The organism is Bradyrhizobium sp. 159 (assembly GCF_023073795.1).
Taxonomy (GTDB): domain Bacteria; phylum Pseudomonadota; class Alphaproteobacteria; order Rhizobiales; family Xanthobacteraceae; genus Bradyrhizobium.
Genome location: NZ_JADPKE010000102.1, coordinates 44,746 through 62,021, shown reverse-complemented (window position 1 = coordinate 62,021; position 17,276 = coordinate 44,746). Strand labels below are relative to the sequence as shown.

Annotated in this window: 15 protein-coding genes and 1 pseudogene; 3 read left to right on the top strand and 13 right to left on the bottom strand. The window is 63.7% G+C overall.

What is annotated here, in order from left to right; translation table 11 throughout:
- Positions 1 to 120: 120 nt before the first annotated feature.
- The 5 genes and pseudogenes from hemA to IVA96_RS32595 all read right to left on the bottom strand — a co-directional run bounded on the left by hemA (position 121) and on the right by IVA96_RS32595 (position 6,531).
- A complete protein-coding gene (gene hemA, locus IVA96_RS32615) occupies positions 121 to 1,350 on the bottom strand; it encodes a 5-aminolevulinate synthase (RefSeq protein WP_247421676.1) in 1,230 nt (409 codons plus the stop codon).
- Between the two features lie 326 nt (positions 1,351 to 1,676).
- Positions 1,677 to 2,738 carry an MBL fold metallo-hydrolase gene (locus tag IVA96_RS32610; protein ID WP_247421674.1) on the bottom strand — a complete coding sequence of 354 codons (1,062 nt, stop codon included), beginning with the start codon at positions 2,736 to 2,738 and terminating at the stop codon, positions 1,677 to 1,679.
- A 217-nt stretch (positions 2,739 to 2,955) separates the two neighbouring features.
- Positions 2,956 to 5,097: pseudogene (locus IVA96_RS32605) on the bottom strand (HAMP domain-containing methyl-accepting chemotaxis protein).
- 163 nt (positions 5,098 to 5,260) lie between these two features.
- Positions 5,261 to 5,986 (bottom strand): outer membrane protein, encoded by a 726-nt coding sequence (locus IVA96_RS32600; RefSeq protein WP_247281733.1) that lies wholly within the window; start codon positions 5,984 to 5,986, stop codon positions 5,261 to 5,263.
- 224 nt (positions 5,987 to 6,210) lie between these two features.
- A complete protein-coding gene (locus IVA96_RS32595; RefSeq protein WP_247281732.1) occupies positions 6,211 to 6,531 on the bottom strand; it encodes a hypothetical protein in 321 nt (106 codons plus the stop codon).
- A 180-nt stretch (positions 6,532 to 6,711) separates the two neighbouring features.
- On the opposite strand from IVA96_RS32595, the gene IVA96_RS32590 reads away from it, so the two are divergent.
- Positions 6,712 to 6,996 (top strand): hypothetical protein, encoded by a 285-nt coding sequence (locus IVA96_RS32590; RefSeq protein ID WP_247281731.1) that lies wholly within the window; start codon positions 6,712 to 6,714, stop codon positions 6,994 to 6,996.
- Between the two features lie 11 nt (positions 6,997 to 7,007).
- Here the strand turns inward: IVA96_RS32590 and IVA96_RS32585 are convergent, their stop codons facing one another.
- The 8 genes from IVA96_RS32585 to IVA96_RS32550 form a co-directional block, all read right to left on the bottom strand.
- Positions 7,008 to 7,946, bottom strand: coding sequence for an AEC family transporter (locus IVA96_RS32585; protein WP_247421671.1), 939 nt, complete (start codon positions 7,944 to 7,946; stop codon positions 7,008 to 7,010).
- A gap of 119 nt (positions 7,947 to 8,065) precedes the next feature.
- Complete coding sequence (locus tag IVA96_RS32580; RefSeq protein ID WP_247281729.1) at positions 8,066 to 8,275, bottom strand: hypothetical protein; 210 nt, start codon at positions 8,273 to 8,275, stop codon at positions 8,066 to 8,068.
- Positions 8,272 to 8,445: a hypothetical protein gene (locus tag IVA96_RS32575; RefSeq protein WP_247281728.1), complete on the bottom strand. Its 174-nt coding sequence runs from the start codon at positions 8,443 to 8,445 to the stop codon at positions 8,272 to 8,274. The genes IVA96_RS32580 and IVA96_RS32575 overlap by 4 nt, the downstream gene beginning before the upstream one ends.
- 358 nt (positions 8,446 to 8,803) lie before the next feature.
- Positions 8,804 to 10,423 (bottom strand): ABC transporter ATP-binding protein, encoded by a 1,620-nt coding sequence (locus IVA96_RS32570; protein ID WP_247421668.1) that lies wholly within the window; start codon positions 10,421 to 10,423, stop codon positions 8,804 to 8,806.
- Positions 10,424 to 10,425: 2 nt separating this feature from the next.
- Positions 10,426 to 11,265, bottom strand: a complete 840-nt coding sequence (locus tag IVA96_RS32565; protein ID WP_247281726.1) for an ABC transporter permease — start codon at positions 11,263 to 11,265, stop codon at positions 10,426 to 10,428.
- Positions 11,262 to 12,233, bottom strand: coding sequence for an ABC transporter permease (locus IVA96_RS32560; protein ID WP_247421666.1), 972 nt, complete (start codon positions 12,231 to 12,233; stop codon positions 11,262 to 11,264). Before IVA96_RS32560 ends, IVA96_RS32565 begins: the two co-directional genes overlap by 4 nt.
- Before the next feature lie 199 nt (positions 12,234 to 12,432).
- Entirely contained in the window at positions 12,433 to 13,983 is a 1,551-nt protein-coding gene (locus IVA96_RS32555) for an ABC transporter substrate-binding protein (protein ID WP_247281724.1), read from the bottom strand.
- A 272-nt stretch (positions 13,984 to 14,255) separates the two neighbouring features.
- Entirely contained in the window at positions 14,256 to 15,806 is a 1,551-nt protein-coding gene (locus IVA96_RS32550) for a winged helix-turn-helix domain-containing tetratricopeptide repeat protein (protein WP_247281723.1), read from the bottom strand.
- Between the two features lie 134 nt (positions 15,807 to 15,940).
- Between IVA96_RS32550 and mddA the strand changes: the two genes are divergently transcribed.
- Complete coding sequence (gene mddA / locus IVA96_RS32545; protein WP_247281722.1) at positions 15,941 to 16,726, top strand: methanethiol S-methyltransferase; 786 nt, start codon at positions 15,941 to 15,943, stop codon at positions 16,724 to 16,726.
- Between the two features lie 85 nt (positions 16,727 to 16,811).
- Entirely contained in the window at positions 16,812 to 17,234 is a 423-nt protein-coding gene (locus tag IVA96_RS32540) for a GFA family protein (protein WP_247281721.1), read from the top strand.
- The last annotated feature ends 42 nt before the right edge of the window (positions 17,235 to 17,276 follow it).

Here is a 17,276-nt window from a genome sequence, read left to right as displayed (position 1 = left end):
GGGTGATCTCTCGATACGGGCAGCGTTCGAGGTGGAGAGACTGTCACCCCACCCCGGCTCCATTTCGCTGCGCTCAATGTGAGCCGACGCTCCCCCTCCAGGGGAGGGTGGAAGCGAACCCTACTCCGCCGCCAGCGACTTCTGGCGCAGCGGCAGGCCCAGGCGGTCCCACACTTGCAGCAGGGCTTCGGCGAGCTGATCGATCAGACCGTCGTCGTGATAGGGCGAGGGCGTGATGCGCAGTCGTTCGGTGCCTTTGGCGACGGTCGGATAGTTGATCGGCTGGATGTAGATGCCGTGCTCCTCGAGCAGAAGGTCGGAGGCCTGCTTGCACTTCTCGGGATCGCCGACGAACAGCGGCACGATATGGGTGTCGCTCGACATCACCGGCAGGCCGGCGGCATTGAGGATCGCCTTGACGCGGGCGGCGCGGTCCTGGTGGCGCTCACGCTCCCAGTTCGAGGTCTTCAGGTGCTTGATCGCGGCGGTCGCGGCCGAGCAGATCGCCGGCGGTAGCGCGGTGGTGAAGATGAAGCCCGGCGCATAGGAGCGCACGGCGTCGATGATCTGACCGTTGGCGGCGATGTAGCCGCCAAGGCAGCCGAAAGCTTTCGCCAGCGTGCCTTCGAGGATGTCGATGCGATGCATGACCCCGTCACGCTCGGCAATGCCGCCGCCGCGCGGGCCGTACATGCCGACCGCGTGGACCTCGTCGACATAGGTCATCGCGCCATACTTTTCAGCGAGGTCGCAGATCTTGGCGAGCGGCGCGATGTCGCCATCCATCGAATAAAGGCTCTCGGAGGCGATCAGTTTCGGCCGGTTCGGGCCGGCCACTTTCAGCAGCTCTTCAAGATGGGCAAGATCGTTGTGGCGGAACACAACCCGCTCACAGCCGGACTGTCGGATGCCCTCAATCATCGAATTGTGGTTGAGCTCGTCCGACAGGATCAGGCAGTTCGGAATGAGTTTTGCGATGGTGGCGATGCCGGTCTGGTTCGAGACGTAACCCGAGGTGAACAGCAGTGCGGCTTCCTTGCCATGGAGATCGGCCAGCTCGGCCTCGAGCTGGACCAGCGGATGATGCGTGCCGGCGATGTTGCGGGTGCCGCCGGCCCCGGTGCCGACGCGGGTTGCGGTCTCGACCATGGCGCCGACCACCTTCGGGTGCTGACCCATGCCGAGATAATCGTTGGAGCACCAGATCACGACGTCGCGTTTGCCGTTCGGCGAATGCCAGACCGCGTGTGGGAACCGGCCGGCCGTGCGCTCCAGATCGGCGAACACGCGGTACCTCCGCTCGGTGTGAAGACGGTCGAGGGCGGAACTGAAGAACTCGTTGTAATCCATCGGCAAACCTGCAGCGGAACCCGGCCCAAGGCGGCCGTTCAATTTTTAGAGCTTTTCCAGCTCCGATGTCCATGCACCTGCTCACATTTGCGGCAAGGCGAGCGTGCCAATTGATAACGCCGGCCCGGCCACGATTGTTGATTTGGATCAAGTGCCTAGCGCGCACTTGCGGCCCGGACCGGAGTTGCCGGGAAGGTGGGGCTGCCGTGGACATTTTGTCCACGGCGCCCGCTCCGTCTATCATTGCGGAGCCGGCCGACGCCATCGCCTCAAGCGGCGCTTGAATTCCGGCCTCTGCCCGCAAGCGGGGAGAGGCGAAGGCAAACTCAGGTCGTCCTGAACTGCAACACGCCGTCCTGCGTCTCCGCCCTCAACCGGCCCTCGACGATCATATAGTTGACATGGGCAACCAGTTCGCCGGCGGCAAAGCCCATCTGATGCTCGTCCAACACATGCTTGTTGAATACGACGGGCACCAAGGCGCGCGAGGTCTGCGGCACCTCGCGGCAGGCTTCCGCGATCAGGCGGCAGCGCTCCTCGTGGTGGTCGGCGAGCTGCTTGATCCGGGTCGTCAAGCCGTAAAACGGCACGCCGTGGCCAGGCAGCACCAGCACGTCGTAGGGGAGCGTCGTGGTGAGGCTGGCGAGCGAGGCCAGATATTCGCCGAGCGAGTTCTGGTCGGGCTCGACCGCCCAGACGCTGACATTCGGCGAGATCTTGCTCAGCACCTGGTCGGCGGAGAGGAACAGCTTGTCGTCGGCGCAATACAGCATCACCTGGTCGAGCGCGTGCCCGCCGCCGGTGATCACCTTGAAGCGGCGTGAACCGATCACGACGTCGTCGCCATGGGAGATGCGGCGGTAAGACGGCGGCAGCACGGAGACGCGCTTGAGATAATCCTGACCGCGACCGAGCAGCTTTTCGGTGAGCGATTCGTCCATGCCATGGCGGCGGAAGAACAGCCGCTGCGCCTCGCGCCGCTCCTCGGTGCCGCGGTTCTGGTGATAGACCGATTGCAGATATTCGACCTGCGACATCACCAGCGGGCAGTTGAACCGTTCGACGATCCACCCGGCGAGACCGACATGATCGGGGTGCGAGTGGGTGACGATCAGCCGCGTGATGTTGACGCCTTTCAGCGGGCCCTTGAACAGCTTTGTCCAGGCCTCGATCGTCTCCTGGTTGCCGAAGCCGGCATCGATCATGGCATAGCCGTCGCCGTCGGCGAGCAGGTAGATGTTCACGTGATTGAGGCGGAACGGCAGTTTCAGCCGCGCCCACAGCACACCGGGCCGCACCTCAACCACCTCTTCGGGGCCGGGATGCTGTTCCCAAGGGTAGCGCAAGGCCTCGGCCGAGGACTGCGCGGTGTCGGTTTTCGAATTCATGCTACCGGCTTAAACCCGCGGCGCGCGGGGCGCCAGCCGAAAAGGATGGGAGTCGACCGTCGCATGGCCGTCATACCGGCAGCGGTTTTTCCGCGTCTCGGTTGAAGCCGGCAAAAAAACGCTGTCCTTCCGGGGCGCGCGCAAGCGCGAACCCGGAATCCGGAGATTGTGGTGCGAGATTCCGGGCCCGCCTCTTCGAGGCGTCCCGGAATGACGATCAGGCCGCGCGCATGTTGTTGAGGAACGCGTCGATCTCCCCGCGCAGCATGTCGGCCTCGCGGCGCAGTGCATCGGAGGCGTTCAGCACTTCGCCTGCCGCAGCGCCGGCCTCGGCAGACGCCGTGGAGACGCCGACGATGTTGCTGGAGACCTCGCTGGTGCCGCCGGCGGCGTGCTGGATGTTGCGGGCGATCTCGCGGGTAGCGGCGCCCTGTTGCTCGACCGCAGCCGCAATCGTCGTGGTGACGTCGTTGATCTCGCCGATGATCCGGCCGATGCCCTGGATGGCACCGACCGCCGAGGTCGTTATCTCCTGCATGCTGGCGATCTGGGTGCGGATTTCTTCCGTCGCCTTGGCGGTCTGGCTCGCAAGGCTCTTCACCTCGGACGCGACCACTGCGAAGCCGCGGCCAGCCTCGCCCGCGCGTGCCGCCTCGATGGTGGCGTTGAGGGCGAGCAGGTTGGTCTGCGAGGCGATGGTCTGGATCAGATCGACGACGACATTGATGCGGCTCGCGCTGTCGGCGAGGCTCTGCACCGTCGCGTCAGTGGCGCCGGCCTCGTCGACCGCCTTCTTGGCGATCTCCGCCGAGGTCACCACCTGACGGCTGATCTCGGCGATCGAGGACGACAGCTGCTCGGTGCCGGCCGAGACCGTCTGCACGTTGACGGAGGTTTCCTCCGCGGCGGAGGCGACCGCGTTCACCAGCGCGTTGGACTGGTCCGCGGTATTCGACATGCTCTGCGCCGTCGATTGCATCGAATTGGCTGATTGCGCGAGATTGTCGAGCGCGGAGCGGACAGTGCTTTCAAACTCGGCGATCTTCGCCTCCATCCGCGCGGCACGTTCGGCTTTCGCTGCACGATCCTTGTCCTGCTCGCTGGCCAGCGACCGGGCTTCGATCATGCTGTCGCGGAACACGTGAAGCGTATCGGTCATCGCGCCGATCTCGTCGTTGTGCTTCGCGCGTGCGATCTCGGTGTCGAGATCGCCGGCCGAGAGCAGCTGCATGGCGCGCTGGAGGCCGCTGATGCGGCGGAGGATGTTGCGGCCGACATAGAGCCAGACGAACAGCGCCGAGCCGACCAACATCATGGCGCCCAGCGCCAGCATCGCCGTCGTGGCGAGCGAAATCTCCTGCCGCGCCTGGAAGGTCGACGTGTTGGTCTCTTTCTGCACGGCGTCGACGAGCTGCTGCACGCTGATGCCGAGGCCGACATTGAGCTTGCGGGTCTCGTCCAGGATGGTCTGGCCGTAATCGACGGAGTCGAGCTCCTTCTCGCGCAAATTGAATACGCCGGACTTGCCGGTCCCGAGCGCGAGCAGCTTTTCTGCGGTCTCGCGCAGCATCTTGTTGCCCTGATTGTCCGGCAACAGATCGAGGTTGGACCGCAAGCGACCCTGTGCCGTCTTGAATTCCTTCTGGATGTCATCGAGCTTGTCGCTCGTGTTCGCCGAGAGCGCCGCGCTCATGTCGGCGGCTGCGAGATTGCCGCTGGCGACGACGTTGCCGAGCTGGCCGACGGTCTGCGCGGCGTCAGTGGCATCTGCAGCGGACAGGTCGGCAGAGCCGAGAATGGCGTTGACCCGGGTCTGCGCGTCCAGCATCGCCGGACTGGCCGCGCCGACGAACGCGCCCTGCGCGTTGCGTAGCGCGTCATATTGCTTGTCATGCAGGGCCGCGATGTCCAGCCGTTCGCGGGCAGCCTTGGCCAGGCTCTGGGCCGCCTCGTTGATGCTCTTCATCGTCTCGCCGAGACCGGAGACGACGGCCTTGTCGCCGCCGAGCTCGATGATCTAATTGAGCTTCTGCTGCGTCTGCTCCTGCAGTTCCTTCAGCTTCTTGGTGCGCTCGTTCAGGGCGTCCTCGGTTTGAGCCGCAAGCAGGGCAGGTCCCTGTGCCGCAAGGCTCGCGCTCAAGGCCGACAATTGCAGGCTCGCCGCAAGGCGCGGAATGTCCCGTCCGCTCAGTTCAGTCATGCGCCCGCCGAGTTTCTGCAGCGCCAGGCCGGCGCCGGCCGAAATCACGAGGCCCATGCCGGCGATCACTGCGAAGGCCGCGAACAGGCTGCCGCGCACGCCCCATTTCGGCAGTTTGAAACGCGGCTTGAATCGGCCGAGACTGAAACGGATCGCCATCGAAATTCCCCCGCGCCCTTGCTTCTGTTTTGTGGCCGGGAGTATCGGGCACGCCGGTTAAAAAATCGCAATCTGTGCAATCGGTTGCGCGCGTTCCGCAGGGCGAAAAAAGAAGGGCCGGCAACATCGCCGGCCCTTCGTGATGATAACGTTTTGCTAACGCTCAGTAGCGCGCGACGGCCGGGCTGGCCCAGTTGAAGCGGTAATTGAGGCCCGCCTTGAAGGTATGGTCGTCGGTGGTGAAGTTGCCGGTGCCGACCAGCGGGCCCGCGGTGAAGTGCGCATCGCCGAAGTTGTAGTACTGGTACTCGGCCTTGGCCGACCAGTTCGGTGCGAACATGTATTCGAGGCCGGCGCCGACGGTGTAGCCGTTGCGATGATCGCCATCGATGATGAAGCCGGATGGTACGCCGCCAACAGTCACTCTCTCGTTGTTGTCCGAATAGGCATAACCGCCCTTCACATAGAGGAGGCCCGGACCCCAGGTGTAGCCGACCCGGCCGGTGATCGAGCCGAGCCCGCGCTGGTCGTTGGTGTAGGCGATGCCGCCCGGGAACACCGCGCCGACGCTGCCGGAGAGCCAGGAATACTGGCCTTCGACGCCGACGACGAAGTTCGGGTTGAACTGCCAGTCCGCACCGACCTGCACACCGCCGAGGAAACGGCCGTTGCCATTGTTGCCGGTGGAGAGACCGTTGAAATTGTTGTCGCTGGAGAACGCACCGCCGACATGGCCGCCGATGTAAAAACCGGTCCAGTTGTAGATCGGTGCAGCATAGGCCGGCGCGGGTGCCTTGTAGTAGTTGCGGTTACCGAGATCGGCGCCGACGGCCGGCGCGGCCGCGCCCAGCACGAGCAGCGCAACGGTCGCAAACAGAATCTTCTTCATCGTCTTGAACTCCAACACGTAAGGTCCCCGGCAGGCGCGCTTTCGCGCCGTCGTTGGTTTTGCAGATAGCTCGCTTTTGACGAAAATGCTGTCACATGCATGGCACAGCGGGCCCCAACCTAACCTACTGGGCCGCAAATGATTTTCGTGCTTAATGGCGCCTTAAGAAATGCTGAAGGAAGGCTTAACTTCGCGCGTCGCCGGTAACTTGCGGGCGCCTCCTCTTAACCAAGACGTCGCCGCGCCTCGTCGCGCATCTGAGCACGAAAGGCCGCGCGCTTTGCCGGGCGGTCTTCCTCGCGCACGTCGTGACGATCGAAGATGTCGAACTTCTCCAGGATCGGATAGCGCTCGCTTGCCATCGCGAGCACGCGCAGCACCTTGGTCGCCGCTGGTGTCGGGCCGCTGACCTCCCAGCGCCTTATGGTCTCGGCGCCGCCTTTCTCCGGCAGCCCGCACAGCCTGGCCATGTCGGCCGCGGTGAGCTTGCGCTCAAGGGCGTCGGAGAGGTCGTTGCGGAGTTGCTTCAGTTCGGCGCCGGTCATGCTGCTTGCGTCCAGGAAAGTCACTGAAGCCAATGCACTAGCGCTGATTCGGGTTCATCCGAAGGCGGCGAGCGCAGCCCGGCACGTTCGCGCGCGCACGGAGTTATGAACGCAGACCTATGGAAATTTTCCGATGAATGAACACTTGGCATACCGGGCACGGGGCGAAAGGATCAGGCCATGACAACCATCAAACTCGCCATTGCCGCACTCGTCACTGCCGGGCTGCTTGCCGTGCCCTTTGCGGCTGAAGCGAAGAAAGCCCGATCGAGCCGACATTACAGCAACGGTGTGGTGGCGCCGACCTATGGCGGTGCCGGAACGCCGTCAGCGCAGCCGAGCGCGTCCTATGGGTCGTCCGGACAGACGGTCGGCACCGTCACGGCGCCGTCGGTCGGCTCGTACAATTGGCCCTCGGTCGGCGTGACCAACTCGGTCCCCACCTGGAGCAACACCACGAGATAGACCGATGCCGGTCAGCGGACGCCAATCGCGAGGCCGGAGAGCAGATACAGCGCGACCAGCAACGTTGCGACGGACAGCATCGTCGTGATCGAGACCGTGGCCGCAACCAGCTTCTCGTCAACCTTGTGCTCATGCGCGAGGACGTACACGGTTTTCGCCGTCGGCACGGCCGCGCAGACGACAGCGGCGACCGTGTAGAGAGGATCGAGTCCCAAGATCACGCAGAGCCCGTAGACGATCAGAGGCATGACCACCAGTTTCACCGCCGCGAGCGCAAACGATGCCTTCAGGTTGGATCGCAGGCCCTCAACGGACAAACCAAGTCCGATGGCAAACAGCGCGCAAGGCGTGAGCGCTGCAGCGATCATGTTCAGATAGGTCGCGACCAGCGCCGGAATCGGCAAGCCCGTGATCGCCCACACCAGCCCAATGAGCGTCGACAGCACCATCGGATTGAGCAGGATCTGCTTTGCCAGTCCCGTGGGATGGGCGGGCTCGTGCGGGTCGCGTCCTTTCAGGAGGATGACCGTGATCGGAAACATTACGGCGGCCACGAACACTGTCGCTACCGCGGCGGGCAGGACGGCGGGCTGGCCGTAGATCACGTGCAGGATCGGCAGCGCGACAAACCCGGTATTGGTCATTGCCGCCGCCATCCCATGAATGGTGCTGCTGGCGATATCGTGTTTGCCACCCGCGCGGACCGCCAGAAACACCATCCCGAAGCAGATCAGTGAACCGCCGCCGAATGCGAGCAGGAAGCGCCATTCCAGCAGGTTGCGGGCCGGCTCCCGCGCGATCGTGACGATCAGGAGCGCCGGCATCGCCACGTTGTAAGCAAAGTGCACCAGGGCATCGGCAAGCGAGCGGGAGAGAGAGCCGAACTCGCCTGCCAGCCAGCCGGTGACGATGATCGCGAACACGGGAAGAATGAGGCTGGCGACCTCCATCTGGCTTCCCCCTCATGGACAAAGGGGGGCGAGGTTAGCCCAGCGATGGGTTGTCGTCACGGTGTGGTTTAATGGAGCCGTCCCGGGTGATCATTCGCCAAGGACGAAAATCTTCCTCGTTAGATTCCCCTGCGATCCTGCTTCCCAATCACGCAACGCCATGCCGCCAGGCGCTCAGCCGGATGCTGGTTCATCCATTCCGCAAGCTGCGGGGCGCCCATCAGGCAGGACTGCACCGAGACCTGAGCAAAGTCCGAGCTGGTGACAATCTGCTCATGGCAATTGGTCGGAGAGGAGAGACTGCAAAGCACGGCAATGATCTTGATCACGAAAGGTTACCCCTATCGCCGCCGCTGATCGTGCGGCCCGTTGCTTTATCCTGCCCATTGCTGACCGGATCAGATGGCGGAAAGATGCTGTCGTAGATTGCGCGTGCCTCCTGAATGAGGCGCGCGCGCTCGCGCTCAGATCTTGAGACAAATCGAATAACTTCACCCATGTTGGCTCCGAATGTCAGTGGGGCAAGCAGGTCATGAGATGATAACAATCATCTAATCGTATCTATGGCGTCCCCTCGGCTTTTGAAACGACGTCCCCGTTCACGACGGAATAAAAAGCCCGTGACCGCGCGGGCGTCCCAACGTCCGGGTGTTCCTGCGCCAGGTACGGGCTGTTCACCGTTCTTATCGCGCTGCTGCAATTACCGCGCGAGCGAACGCCGATGACAGCTTACTCTTGCCGCACCGGCAAGGCAGTCTCTGCAAAGCAAATGCCGATCGACCAAAGATGTTTCGCCGGCATCACCCGCAAGTTTTTGGAACAATCTTGCAGCTCGGCGAACCCGTCACGACGATCGCTCATGCCGCCGGCGCGCGCGCCTTTCGCCCCGGTACCGCCGACAGCAGTTCACGCGTATAGGCGTGCTCGGGCGCGGCGAAGAGCTGCGCGGTCTGCTTGAGTTCGACGATGGCGCCGCGCTGCATCACCGCGATGCGGTCGCAGATTTGCGCCGCGACGCGCAGATCATGGGTGATGAACAGCATCGAAAGGCCGAGGCGCGCCTTGAGGTCTTCGAGCAGCTTCAACACCTGCGCCTGCACGGAGACGTCGAGGGCGGAGACGGCTTCATCTGCGACGATGATCTCGGGCTCGAGCGCGAGCGCGCGCGCAATGCCGATACGCTGGCGCTGGCCGCCGGAGAATTCGTGCGGATAGCGCTCGAGGGCGCCGGCGTCGAGGCCGACCATCCTGAGGAGATCGCGAGCGCGGTCGAGCGCGACCTTCGGATCGGTGCCGGCCGCGATCGGGCCGTCGGCGATGATGTGGCCAATCTTGCGCCGCGGATTGAGCGAGGCGAACGGATCCTGGAAGATCATCTGGATGCGATGCCGTTCGGCGCGCAGCGCCCTGCCCGAAAGAGAGGTGAGATCGGTGTCGCCGATCCGCACCGTGCCGCGGTCGGCTTCGATCAGCCGCATCACGAGCCGTGCCACCGACGACTTGCCGGAGCCGGATTCGCCGACGAGGCCGAGCGTCTCGCCCTTGAGGATGTTGAAATTGACCTCGCGCGCCGCCTCGACGCGGCGGTCCTCGCGAAACCAGCCGCCCGACGTGACGTAGGTCTTGTCCAGTCCGATCACCTCGACGGCCCGGGCCTGATCGTCGAGCAGTTTGCGCACCGGCGGGTCCATCGACGGCACGGCGGCGAGCAGTGCCTTGGTGTAGTCGTGCTGCGGATCGTGGAAAACCGTCGCAGCGGGACCTTCCTCGACCACCTTGCCGTGTCGGAGCACCACGACCTGGTCGGCGATGTCGGCGACCACGCCGAAATCGTGGGTGATGAACATCACCGCCATGTTGCGGTTGCGCTGGAGATTGCGGATCAGATCGAGAATTTGTGCCTGCGTGGTGACGTCGAGCGCAGTGGTCGGCTCGTCGGCGACCAGCACCGCGGGCTCAAGCGCGAGCGCCATGGCGATCATGGCGCGCTGGCGCTGGCCGCCGGAGAGCTGGTGCGGGTAGGCGCGCACGATCCGCTCGGGGTCGGGCAGGCCGACCTCGCGCGCCAACGCGAGTGCTCTTGCGCGCCGCTCCTTCGGCGTGAGCTGGCCATGGGCCTCGAACATCTCCGCCATCTGGTCGCCGATCCGCATCAACGGATTGAGCGCGGTCATCGGTTCCTGAAAGATCATCGCGAGCCTGCGGCCGCGCAGATCGCGCCAGCCGTCGTCGCCCAGCTTGAGCAGGTCGCGGCCTTCGAACTGGACCTCGCCGGAGGTGACCGACACGGTGTCCGGCAACAGGCCCATCAGCGCATGCGCGCACATCGACTTGCCGGACCCGGACTCGCCGACGACGCAGACGATCTTGCCGGGCTGCAAATCGAGCGAGACGCCGTCGACGGCGAACGGACGCTCGGCGCCCTTGGGCAGCGCGATCCTCAGGCTCTTGATGGAGATGGCGGGCGGTGCGGTCATCGTCAGCGCCCCTCCCGCGACAGTCGCGGATTGAGCGCGTCGTTTAGGCCTTCGCCGATCAAATTGAGGCCGAGCACCGAGATCAGGATGGCCACGCCGGGAAACACGGTGATCCACCAGGCCTGGCGGATCACGGTCCGGCCGGCGCCGACCATGTAGCCCCAGGAGATCAGATTGGGATCGCCGAGGCCAAGGAACGACAGCGAGGATTCCAAGAGGATTGCAGTCGCCACCATCAGCGAGGCCAGCACGATCACGGGCGACAGTGCGTTCGGCAGGATCTCGCGCAAAATGATCCAGGTGTTGCTCTGTCCCGTGACTACCGCGGCCTGGACATATTCGCGCGTGCGCAGCGACAGCACCTCGCCGCGCACGAGGCGGGCGACCGGCGGCCAGCTCACCACCGCTATCGAGGCCACGATGGAATAGATCGAGGGCTGCAGGATTGCGACCAGCACGATCGCGAGCGCGAAGCTTGGAATAGTCTGAAAGAATTCGGTGAAGCGCATCAAGGCATCGTCGACTTTGCCGCCGAAATAGCCGGCCATCGCGCCGATCGGCACGCCGACGATCAGGGCTACCAGCGTCGAGACAAGGCCAACGAGCAGCGAGACGCGTGCGCCGAAGATCATGCCGGCGAACACGTCGCGGCCGAGCGCGTCGGTGCCGAGCGGCACGGCCTGCAGCGTGAAGGGCGGCAGGAACGGCCGCTGCACCATGCGCCAGGGCGAGTTCGGGAACAGCATCGGCCCGAACACCGCGACCGAGATCGCAAGCAGCAGGATGACGAGCCCAATGACGCCGCTCGGGCTCTTCAACATCGATTTCCAAAATTGCTTCATGAGGCGAATTCGATGCGCGGGTCGACCAGGCGGTAGACCAGGTCGGTGATGAGGTTGAAGATCAGCACCATGGCGGAGCAGATCACGAAGACGCCGAGCAGTAGGTTGTAGTCGCGTTGGAGTAGCGCGTCGTACATCAGCCGACCGATGCCGGGCCAGGCGAACACGGTCTCGGTGATGACGGCGCCGCCGATCAGCGTGCCGGAATGCACGCCGGCGAGCGTCACTACCGGCAGCAGAGCGTTGCGCAGCACGTGGCGGCGCTGGATCACGGCGTCGGACAGGCCCTTGGCGCGCGCGGTCTTGATGAAGTCGAGCCGCTTCACCTCGAGCATCGAGGCGCGCGTCATGCGGGTGTAGGTCGCCATGAAGAACAGCCCGAGGGTCATCGCCGGCATGATCAGGTGCTTTGCGACGTCGATCGCGTGGGCAAGGCCGGTGAGATTGGCGCCGACTGTCTCGTAGCCGAAGCTCGGCAGCCAATCCATGGTGACCGAGAACAGCAGGATCCCCATCAGCGCCACCCAGAAGATCGGCATGGCGTAGAAAATCAGTGCAAAGACGGTAATGGCCGTGTCGAGGAAGGTTCCGGCAAAGCGCGCGGCGAAGGTGCCGAAGAGGATGCCGAGCACGAGCGAGATCGTGAAGGCGGTCAGTGTCAGCAGTAGCGTCGCCGGCAGCCGTTCGCCGATCAGCTTTGCGACCGGTGCCTGCTGGCGGAAGGAGAAGCCGAGGTCGAGAGTGACGACGCCCTTGACGTAGATGAAGAGCTGCTCGGGCATTGGCTTGTCGAGGCCGAACTTTTCCCGGAGCTGCTTCACGAAGATCGGGTCGCTGGCGCCGGCTTCGCCCGCCATCACCACCGCAGGGTCGCCGGGCGCAAGTCGGATCAGGAAGAAATTGAGAACGATGATCGCGAGCAGGACGATCACGCCCTTTAGGACACGCTGAGCGACGAAGGAGAGCATAATTAGATGGCGATCAGATCAGGTTGAACGCAGCGGCGATCGCCGTGCGCTCCCTCTCCCGCTTGCGGGAGAGGGCAGGGGAGAGGGTATTTCCGCAGAGATGACACCGGGTGGAGAAAGCCCTCTCCCGCCGCGCTCTGCAAGCGCGTCGACCTCCCCCGCAAGCGGGGGAGGTGAAACAAGCGTGCGGCCTGCACCATCACTTGTCGAGCCATGCGTCCTTGAAGCCGTCATTGACCCCGATTCCCGTGGTGATCAGGTTCTTGACCTTGCAGCGCATGATGGTCGGGAATTGCAGCTCGAGCATCCAGGCCACCGGCACGTCTTCGACCAGGATCTTCTGCGCCTTCTCATAGATCTCCTTGCGCTTGGAGTCCGGGGTCGCGACAGCACCGTCGGCGAACAGCTTGTCGATCTCCGGGTTGGAGTAGCCTTCGACGTTATTGAAAACCTGGCCCTTGGCGATGGCGCTGGAGACGTAATTGCGTCCTACCCCGAGTGCGGGATCGCCGTACTGATAGAGATAGGTGAAGGCGATGTCATAGTCCCACTCGCCGATCTTCTGGTTGCCGCCAGCAACGTCGGTGGCAATCGTCTCGATGTTGATACCGGCGTCCTGGAGGTTCTGCTTCACCGCTTCACCCCAGCGCTGCCAGGTTTCGCCATAGGCCAGCGGCAACAGGCGGATCTTCTCGCCCTTGTAGCCGGCTTCCTTCAGCAGCGCCTTGGCCTTGGCCGGATCGTACGGGTACTTTTTCACGTCGTCGGTGTAATATTTGATGGTCGAGGCGGACGGGCCGGTCGCGACCTTGCCGAGCCCGTTCCAGATGACATCCTTGGCGAAATCGCGGTCGATTGCATACATGACCGCCTGCCGCACCCGCTTGTCCGCGAGCGGACCCTGGCGGTTGTTGAGCCAGAGCCAGGCCAGCGGCGAGAAGAACTCCCAGCCGGCGCCGGTGACACAGGTGTCCTTCAGCTTGGACAGCCGCGGCACGTCGAAGTTCTCGACCGAGCCGCCGGGCAGCACGTCGACCTTGCCGGTCTCATACGCCACCGAGCGGGCCGCGGCGTCGGGAATGATCTGCCAGTAGATCTCGTCGAGATAAGGCTTGCCCTTCTCGTAATAGTTCGGGTTCTTGACCAGGCGGATGAACGAGCCCTTCTGCCACTCCTTGAACATGAAGGGGCCGGTGCCGATGGGCGCGTTGTTGTAGGGATTCGTCTTGAAATCGGTGCCTTCATACAGATGCTTCGGCACCATCGGCATCGAGCCAACCTCGAAGATGCCGAGGAACGGGCCGAACGGCTGCTTCAGCGTGAAGACCACCGTGTAGTCGTCGGGCGCCTCGACCTTGTCGACCTGGGCGAGGTTGTTGCGGGCGCGCGCGTGGGTCTGCCTCAGCATCTCGACCGAGAACAGCACGTCTGCGGCGGTGAAGGGCTTGCCGTCGTGCCAGGTCACGCCCTTCCTGAGCCTGAAGGCGTAGGTTTTCGCGTCCTCGCTTACGCTCCAGCTCTCGGCGAGCTCCGGCTGCGGCTCGAGCTTGGGGCTGTAGCGCAGCAGCCCCTCGAAGATGTTGCCCGACACCATCTGGGTCGGACCGTTCTGGACCATTGCAAGCATCAGGCCGGGCGGCTCGGGCTGGATTACGGCATTGATCACGCCCCCTGTTTTCGGCTCTTGCGCCAGCGCCGGGGCCGTGAGGCCGCAAGCCAGGAGGAGACCAAGCAACACTCGTTTCGGCATGTCGTATCTTTCTCAAGCGAGGTCAGCCGTTAACGCTTCGCAACGTCCTCGCGCGCAAAGCGACGGCCGGCCCATCCCAGTCCCCATCCGGTAGCGAGGCTCACATAGTCTCGCTCGGCGCCGCAAGATGAAAGTCGCGACAACGTTCGCACAAAAAATGCACAGCGCGTCCTGTTTTGATTTATCTGCCTCATATCGCTGTGTACCGGTCATGTCGGTCGTTGGCCGACATGACCGGTGCGGCTAGCGACACAGCGTCGTGGGCAGGCCCGTCATCGCAACCCCGCCCGCCGAAATCCTTCTAGATAGTGCTCGCGGTCGGCGTCATTGGCCCACGGCAGTTGCGTCGCGATCCAGTGGAGCGAGATGCCGGGCTGGGCGCGGCGGAGTTCGCCCAGCGCGATCTCTGCCAGCTTTGCGTCCCCGGTCATGCCGGCGGAGACCGCGAGCACGCGGTAGGCGCCGGTGAGGTCGCCGCGGTGGCGGATCGCCTCGCGCGCGAGCGCGATCGCCTCGTCATAGTGCCGCTCGGTAAAGCGCGCATAGCCGGCAATGCCGTGATAGATCGCCAGCGAGGGATCGCGCGGCGAGAGCCGGATTGCCGTCTGCGCCGCCTCGAACGATTCCTTCGAGCGTCCGGCATAAGACAGTGCCAGCGCGTAATAGCCCTGCGCCAGCGAGAAGTTCGGATTGAGCGCGAGCGCCTGCTCGAACTCGGACAGTGCGTCGGCCAGCCTGCGTGTCGAGAACAGGACGCTCCCCAGCGCGGCATGCGCCCAGGCGTCCTCATGGTCGCAGCGCACGGCAGCGAGCGCGGCGGCTTCCGCCACTGGCGCCACCGCAGCAAGCTTGGCCCAGCCGAGATGCACGCCGAACATATGATTTGCCGCCAACACCGACAGCGCCTGACCATAATTCGGATCAATTCCGATCGCGCGCTCCAGCAGCGTCCGAGCGGCCTCGTGATCCTGCCGCGTCACGCGCCAATAGTGTGACAGTGCCCGCATCAGCAGATCCCAGGCATCCAGGCTCGCAGGCGGCTTGCGGTGAGCGCGAAAATTTTCGGCCGCGTGGATCTGCGGCTCGACCGCCGCCACGATCGCGTTGGTGATCTCGTCCTGCACGGCAAAGACGTCGATCAGCTCGCGGTCGTAGCGCTCGGCCCAGAGATGGCTGCCTGATGTGGCATCGTTGAGCTGTGCGGTGATGCGCACCCGGTTGTCCGCCTTGCGCACGCTGCCCTCGACGATGTAGCGGACGCCGAGTTCCTCGGCGATCTGCCTGATGTGGACCGCGCGTCCCTTGTAGGTGAAGGACGAGTTGCGGGCGATCACCAGGAACCAGCGCTGTTTCGACAGCGCGGTGAGGATGTCCTCGCTGATGCCGTCGCCGAAATAGTCCTGCGCGGGATCGCCGCTCATGTTCTCGAAGGCGAGCACCGCGACTGCCGGGCGATCCGAGACGGTGTGCGGCCGGGCAGGAACGGATATAGCGGGCGCAGGCGAAGCCGCCACCTCTTCCTGAACCTCGCCGACGAAACGAAAGCCTTTGCGCGGAATGGTCTTGATCAGCCGCTGGGTGGCGCCGTCGTCGCCGATCGCCTTGCGCGCAGCGTTGATCCGGCTGTTCAGGGCGGAATCGGAGACGATGCGGTCGCTCCAGATCTGGCTGATCAGGTCATCCCTGCTGACCACACGCGCGCGTTGAGCAACCAGATAGAGCAACAGATCGAACACCTGCGGCTGCAACGGCACGGCGACACCGGCGCAGGTGAGTTCCCGCAGGTCGCCGTCGAGCACGTTGTCTTCAAAGCAAAATCGCACGTTTTGTGTCGTCTCAAGCAAAAATCAATGGCATCTCAGGCGAAAATCAATTGTCGGCGAAAGTCTCGGGCCCGTCCGAAGCGCATGGTGGGGCGACCACATAGTGCCGATGTTTTGGCACAACGGAGCTTTCCATGTCTCAGATTGATCAGGTTCATTCGATCAGCCCGGCTGTTGCGGGCTCACGCATGTTCAAGTTCGCCGCCTTTCTGTACGGAATTGCGGCATATCTCGTGTTTTTCGTCACCATTCTCTACGCCATCGGCTTCGTGATGGGGCTGGTCGTGCCGAAGACCATCGACACCGGAACCGCCACGCCCCCGCTTGAGGCGGTCATCATCAATCTCCTCCTGATGACCCTGTTCGCCATCCAGCACAGCGTGATGGCGCGTCAGAGCTTCAAGGCGTGGTGGACGCAGTTCGTCCCGAAGCCAGTCGAGCGTAGCACCTATGTGCTGCTGGCGAGCCTGTCGTTGCTGCTCCTGTTCTGGCAGTGGCGGCCGCTGCCTTCGGTCGTATGGGAGGTCCAGGATCCCGATTTTGCAGTGACGCTGGTCACGCTGTCCTTCGCAGGCTGGGTGCTGGTGTTCACCTCGACCTACATGATCAACCATTTCGAACTGTTCGGCCTGCATCAGGTGACCAACCATCTCGTCGGCAAGGAAGCGGCGCCTGCGCGGTTCAAGACGCCGCTGCTCTATAAGTTCGTTCGTCATCCGATCTATCTCGGCTTCATCATCGCGTTCTGGGCGGCGCCGGTCATGACCGCGGGCCATCTGCTGTTCGCCGCCGTGACCACGCTCTACATCTTCGTCGGCATCGCGCTGGAGGAGCGCGACCTCGTCGCTCTCTTCGGGGACGAGTACCGGCAGTACAAACAACGCGTGTCGATGCTTATTCCCTGGCGCAGATCGGTATAGTCTTCGCCTCGCGCCAGGCGTCCACCGAAAGGAGGACGCGTGGCTGGCCCGACCAGCAATATCGATCCCAATGGAGACGAGCAAAATGAAACATCTCGGAAACTGCTTCTGTGGCGCAGTCACGATCGAGGTCACGGGCGAGCCGGAGGCGATGGGCTATTGCCATTGCCGTTCTTGCAGGTCGTGGTCGGGCGGACCGGTGAATGCCTTCAGCCTGTGGAAGCCCGAGGCGGTGCGCATCACCGAAGGCGCCCAGAACGTCGAGACCTTCGCCAAGACGCCGCTCAGCCAACGCAAATATTGCAAGAAGTGCGGCGGTCATCTCATGACCAACCACCCGCCGCTCGGCCTGGTGGACGTCTTCACCGCCACCATCCCCACGCTCGCATTTTCGCCAGGCGTCCACGTCAATTATGCCGAGACGGTGCTGCCGATGCGCGATGGCCTGCCCAAGCTGAAGGACTTTCCTGCCGAGTTCGGCGGCAGCGGCGAGATGATGCAGGAGTAGGACTTTTCTGACCCTCCCCTGGAGGCCCCCAGGGCAGGGTAA

Bases quoted from the DNA above. Each gene is read 5' to 3' on its own strand.
- hemA (WP_247421676.1), bottom strand. From the start codon at position 1,350: ATGGATTACAACGAGTTCTTCAGTTCCGCCCTCGACCGTCTTCACACC.
- IVA96_RS32610 (WP_247421674.1), bottom strand. From the start codon at position 2,738: ATGAATTCGAAAACCGACACCGCGCAGTCCTCGGCCGAGGCCTTGCGC.
- IVA96_RS32600 (WP_247281733.1), bottom strand. From the start codon at position 5,986: ATGAAGAAGATTCTGTTTGCGACCGTTGCGCTGCTCGTGCTGGGCGCG.
- IVA96_RS32595 (WP_247281732.1), bottom strand. From the start codon at position 6,531: ATGACCGGCGCCGAACTGAAGCAACTCCGCAACGACCTCTCCGACGCC.
- IVA96_RS32590 (WP_247281731.1), top strand. From the start codon at position 6,712: ATGACAACCATCAAACTCGCCATTGCCGCACTCGTCACTGCCGGGCTG.
- IVA96_RS32585 (WP_247421671.1), bottom strand. From the start codon at position 7,946: ATGGAGGTCGCCAGCCTCATTCTTCCCGTGTTCGCGATCATCGTCACC.
- IVA96_RS32575 (WP_247281728.1), bottom strand. From the start codon at position 8,445: ATGGGTGAAGTTATTCGATTTGTCTCAAGATCTGAGCGCGAGCGCGCG.
- IVA96_RS32570 (WP_247421668.1), bottom strand. From the start codon at position 10,423: ATGACCGCACCGCCCGCCATCTCCATCAAGAGCCTGAGGATCGCGCTG.
- IVA96_RS32565 (WP_247281726.1), bottom strand. From the start codon at position 11,265: ATGAAGCAATTTTGGAAATCGATGTTGAAGAGCCCGAGCGGCGTCATT.
- IVA96_RS32560 (WP_247421666.1), bottom strand. From the start codon at position 12,233: ATGCTCTCCTTCGTCGCTCAGCGTGTCCTAAAGGGCGTGATCGTCCTG.
- IVA96_RS32555 (WP_247281724.1), bottom strand. From the start codon at position 13,983: ATGCCGAAACGAGTGTTGCTTGGTCTCCTCCTGGCTTGCGGCCTCACG.
- mddA (WP_247281722.1), top strand. From the start codon at position 15,941: ATGTCTCAGATTGATCAGGTTCATTCGATCAGCCCGGCTGTTGCGGGC.
- IVA96_RS32540 (WP_247281721.1), top strand. From the start codon at position 16,812: ATGAAACATCTCGGAAACTGCTTCTGTGGCGCAGTCACGATCGAGGTC.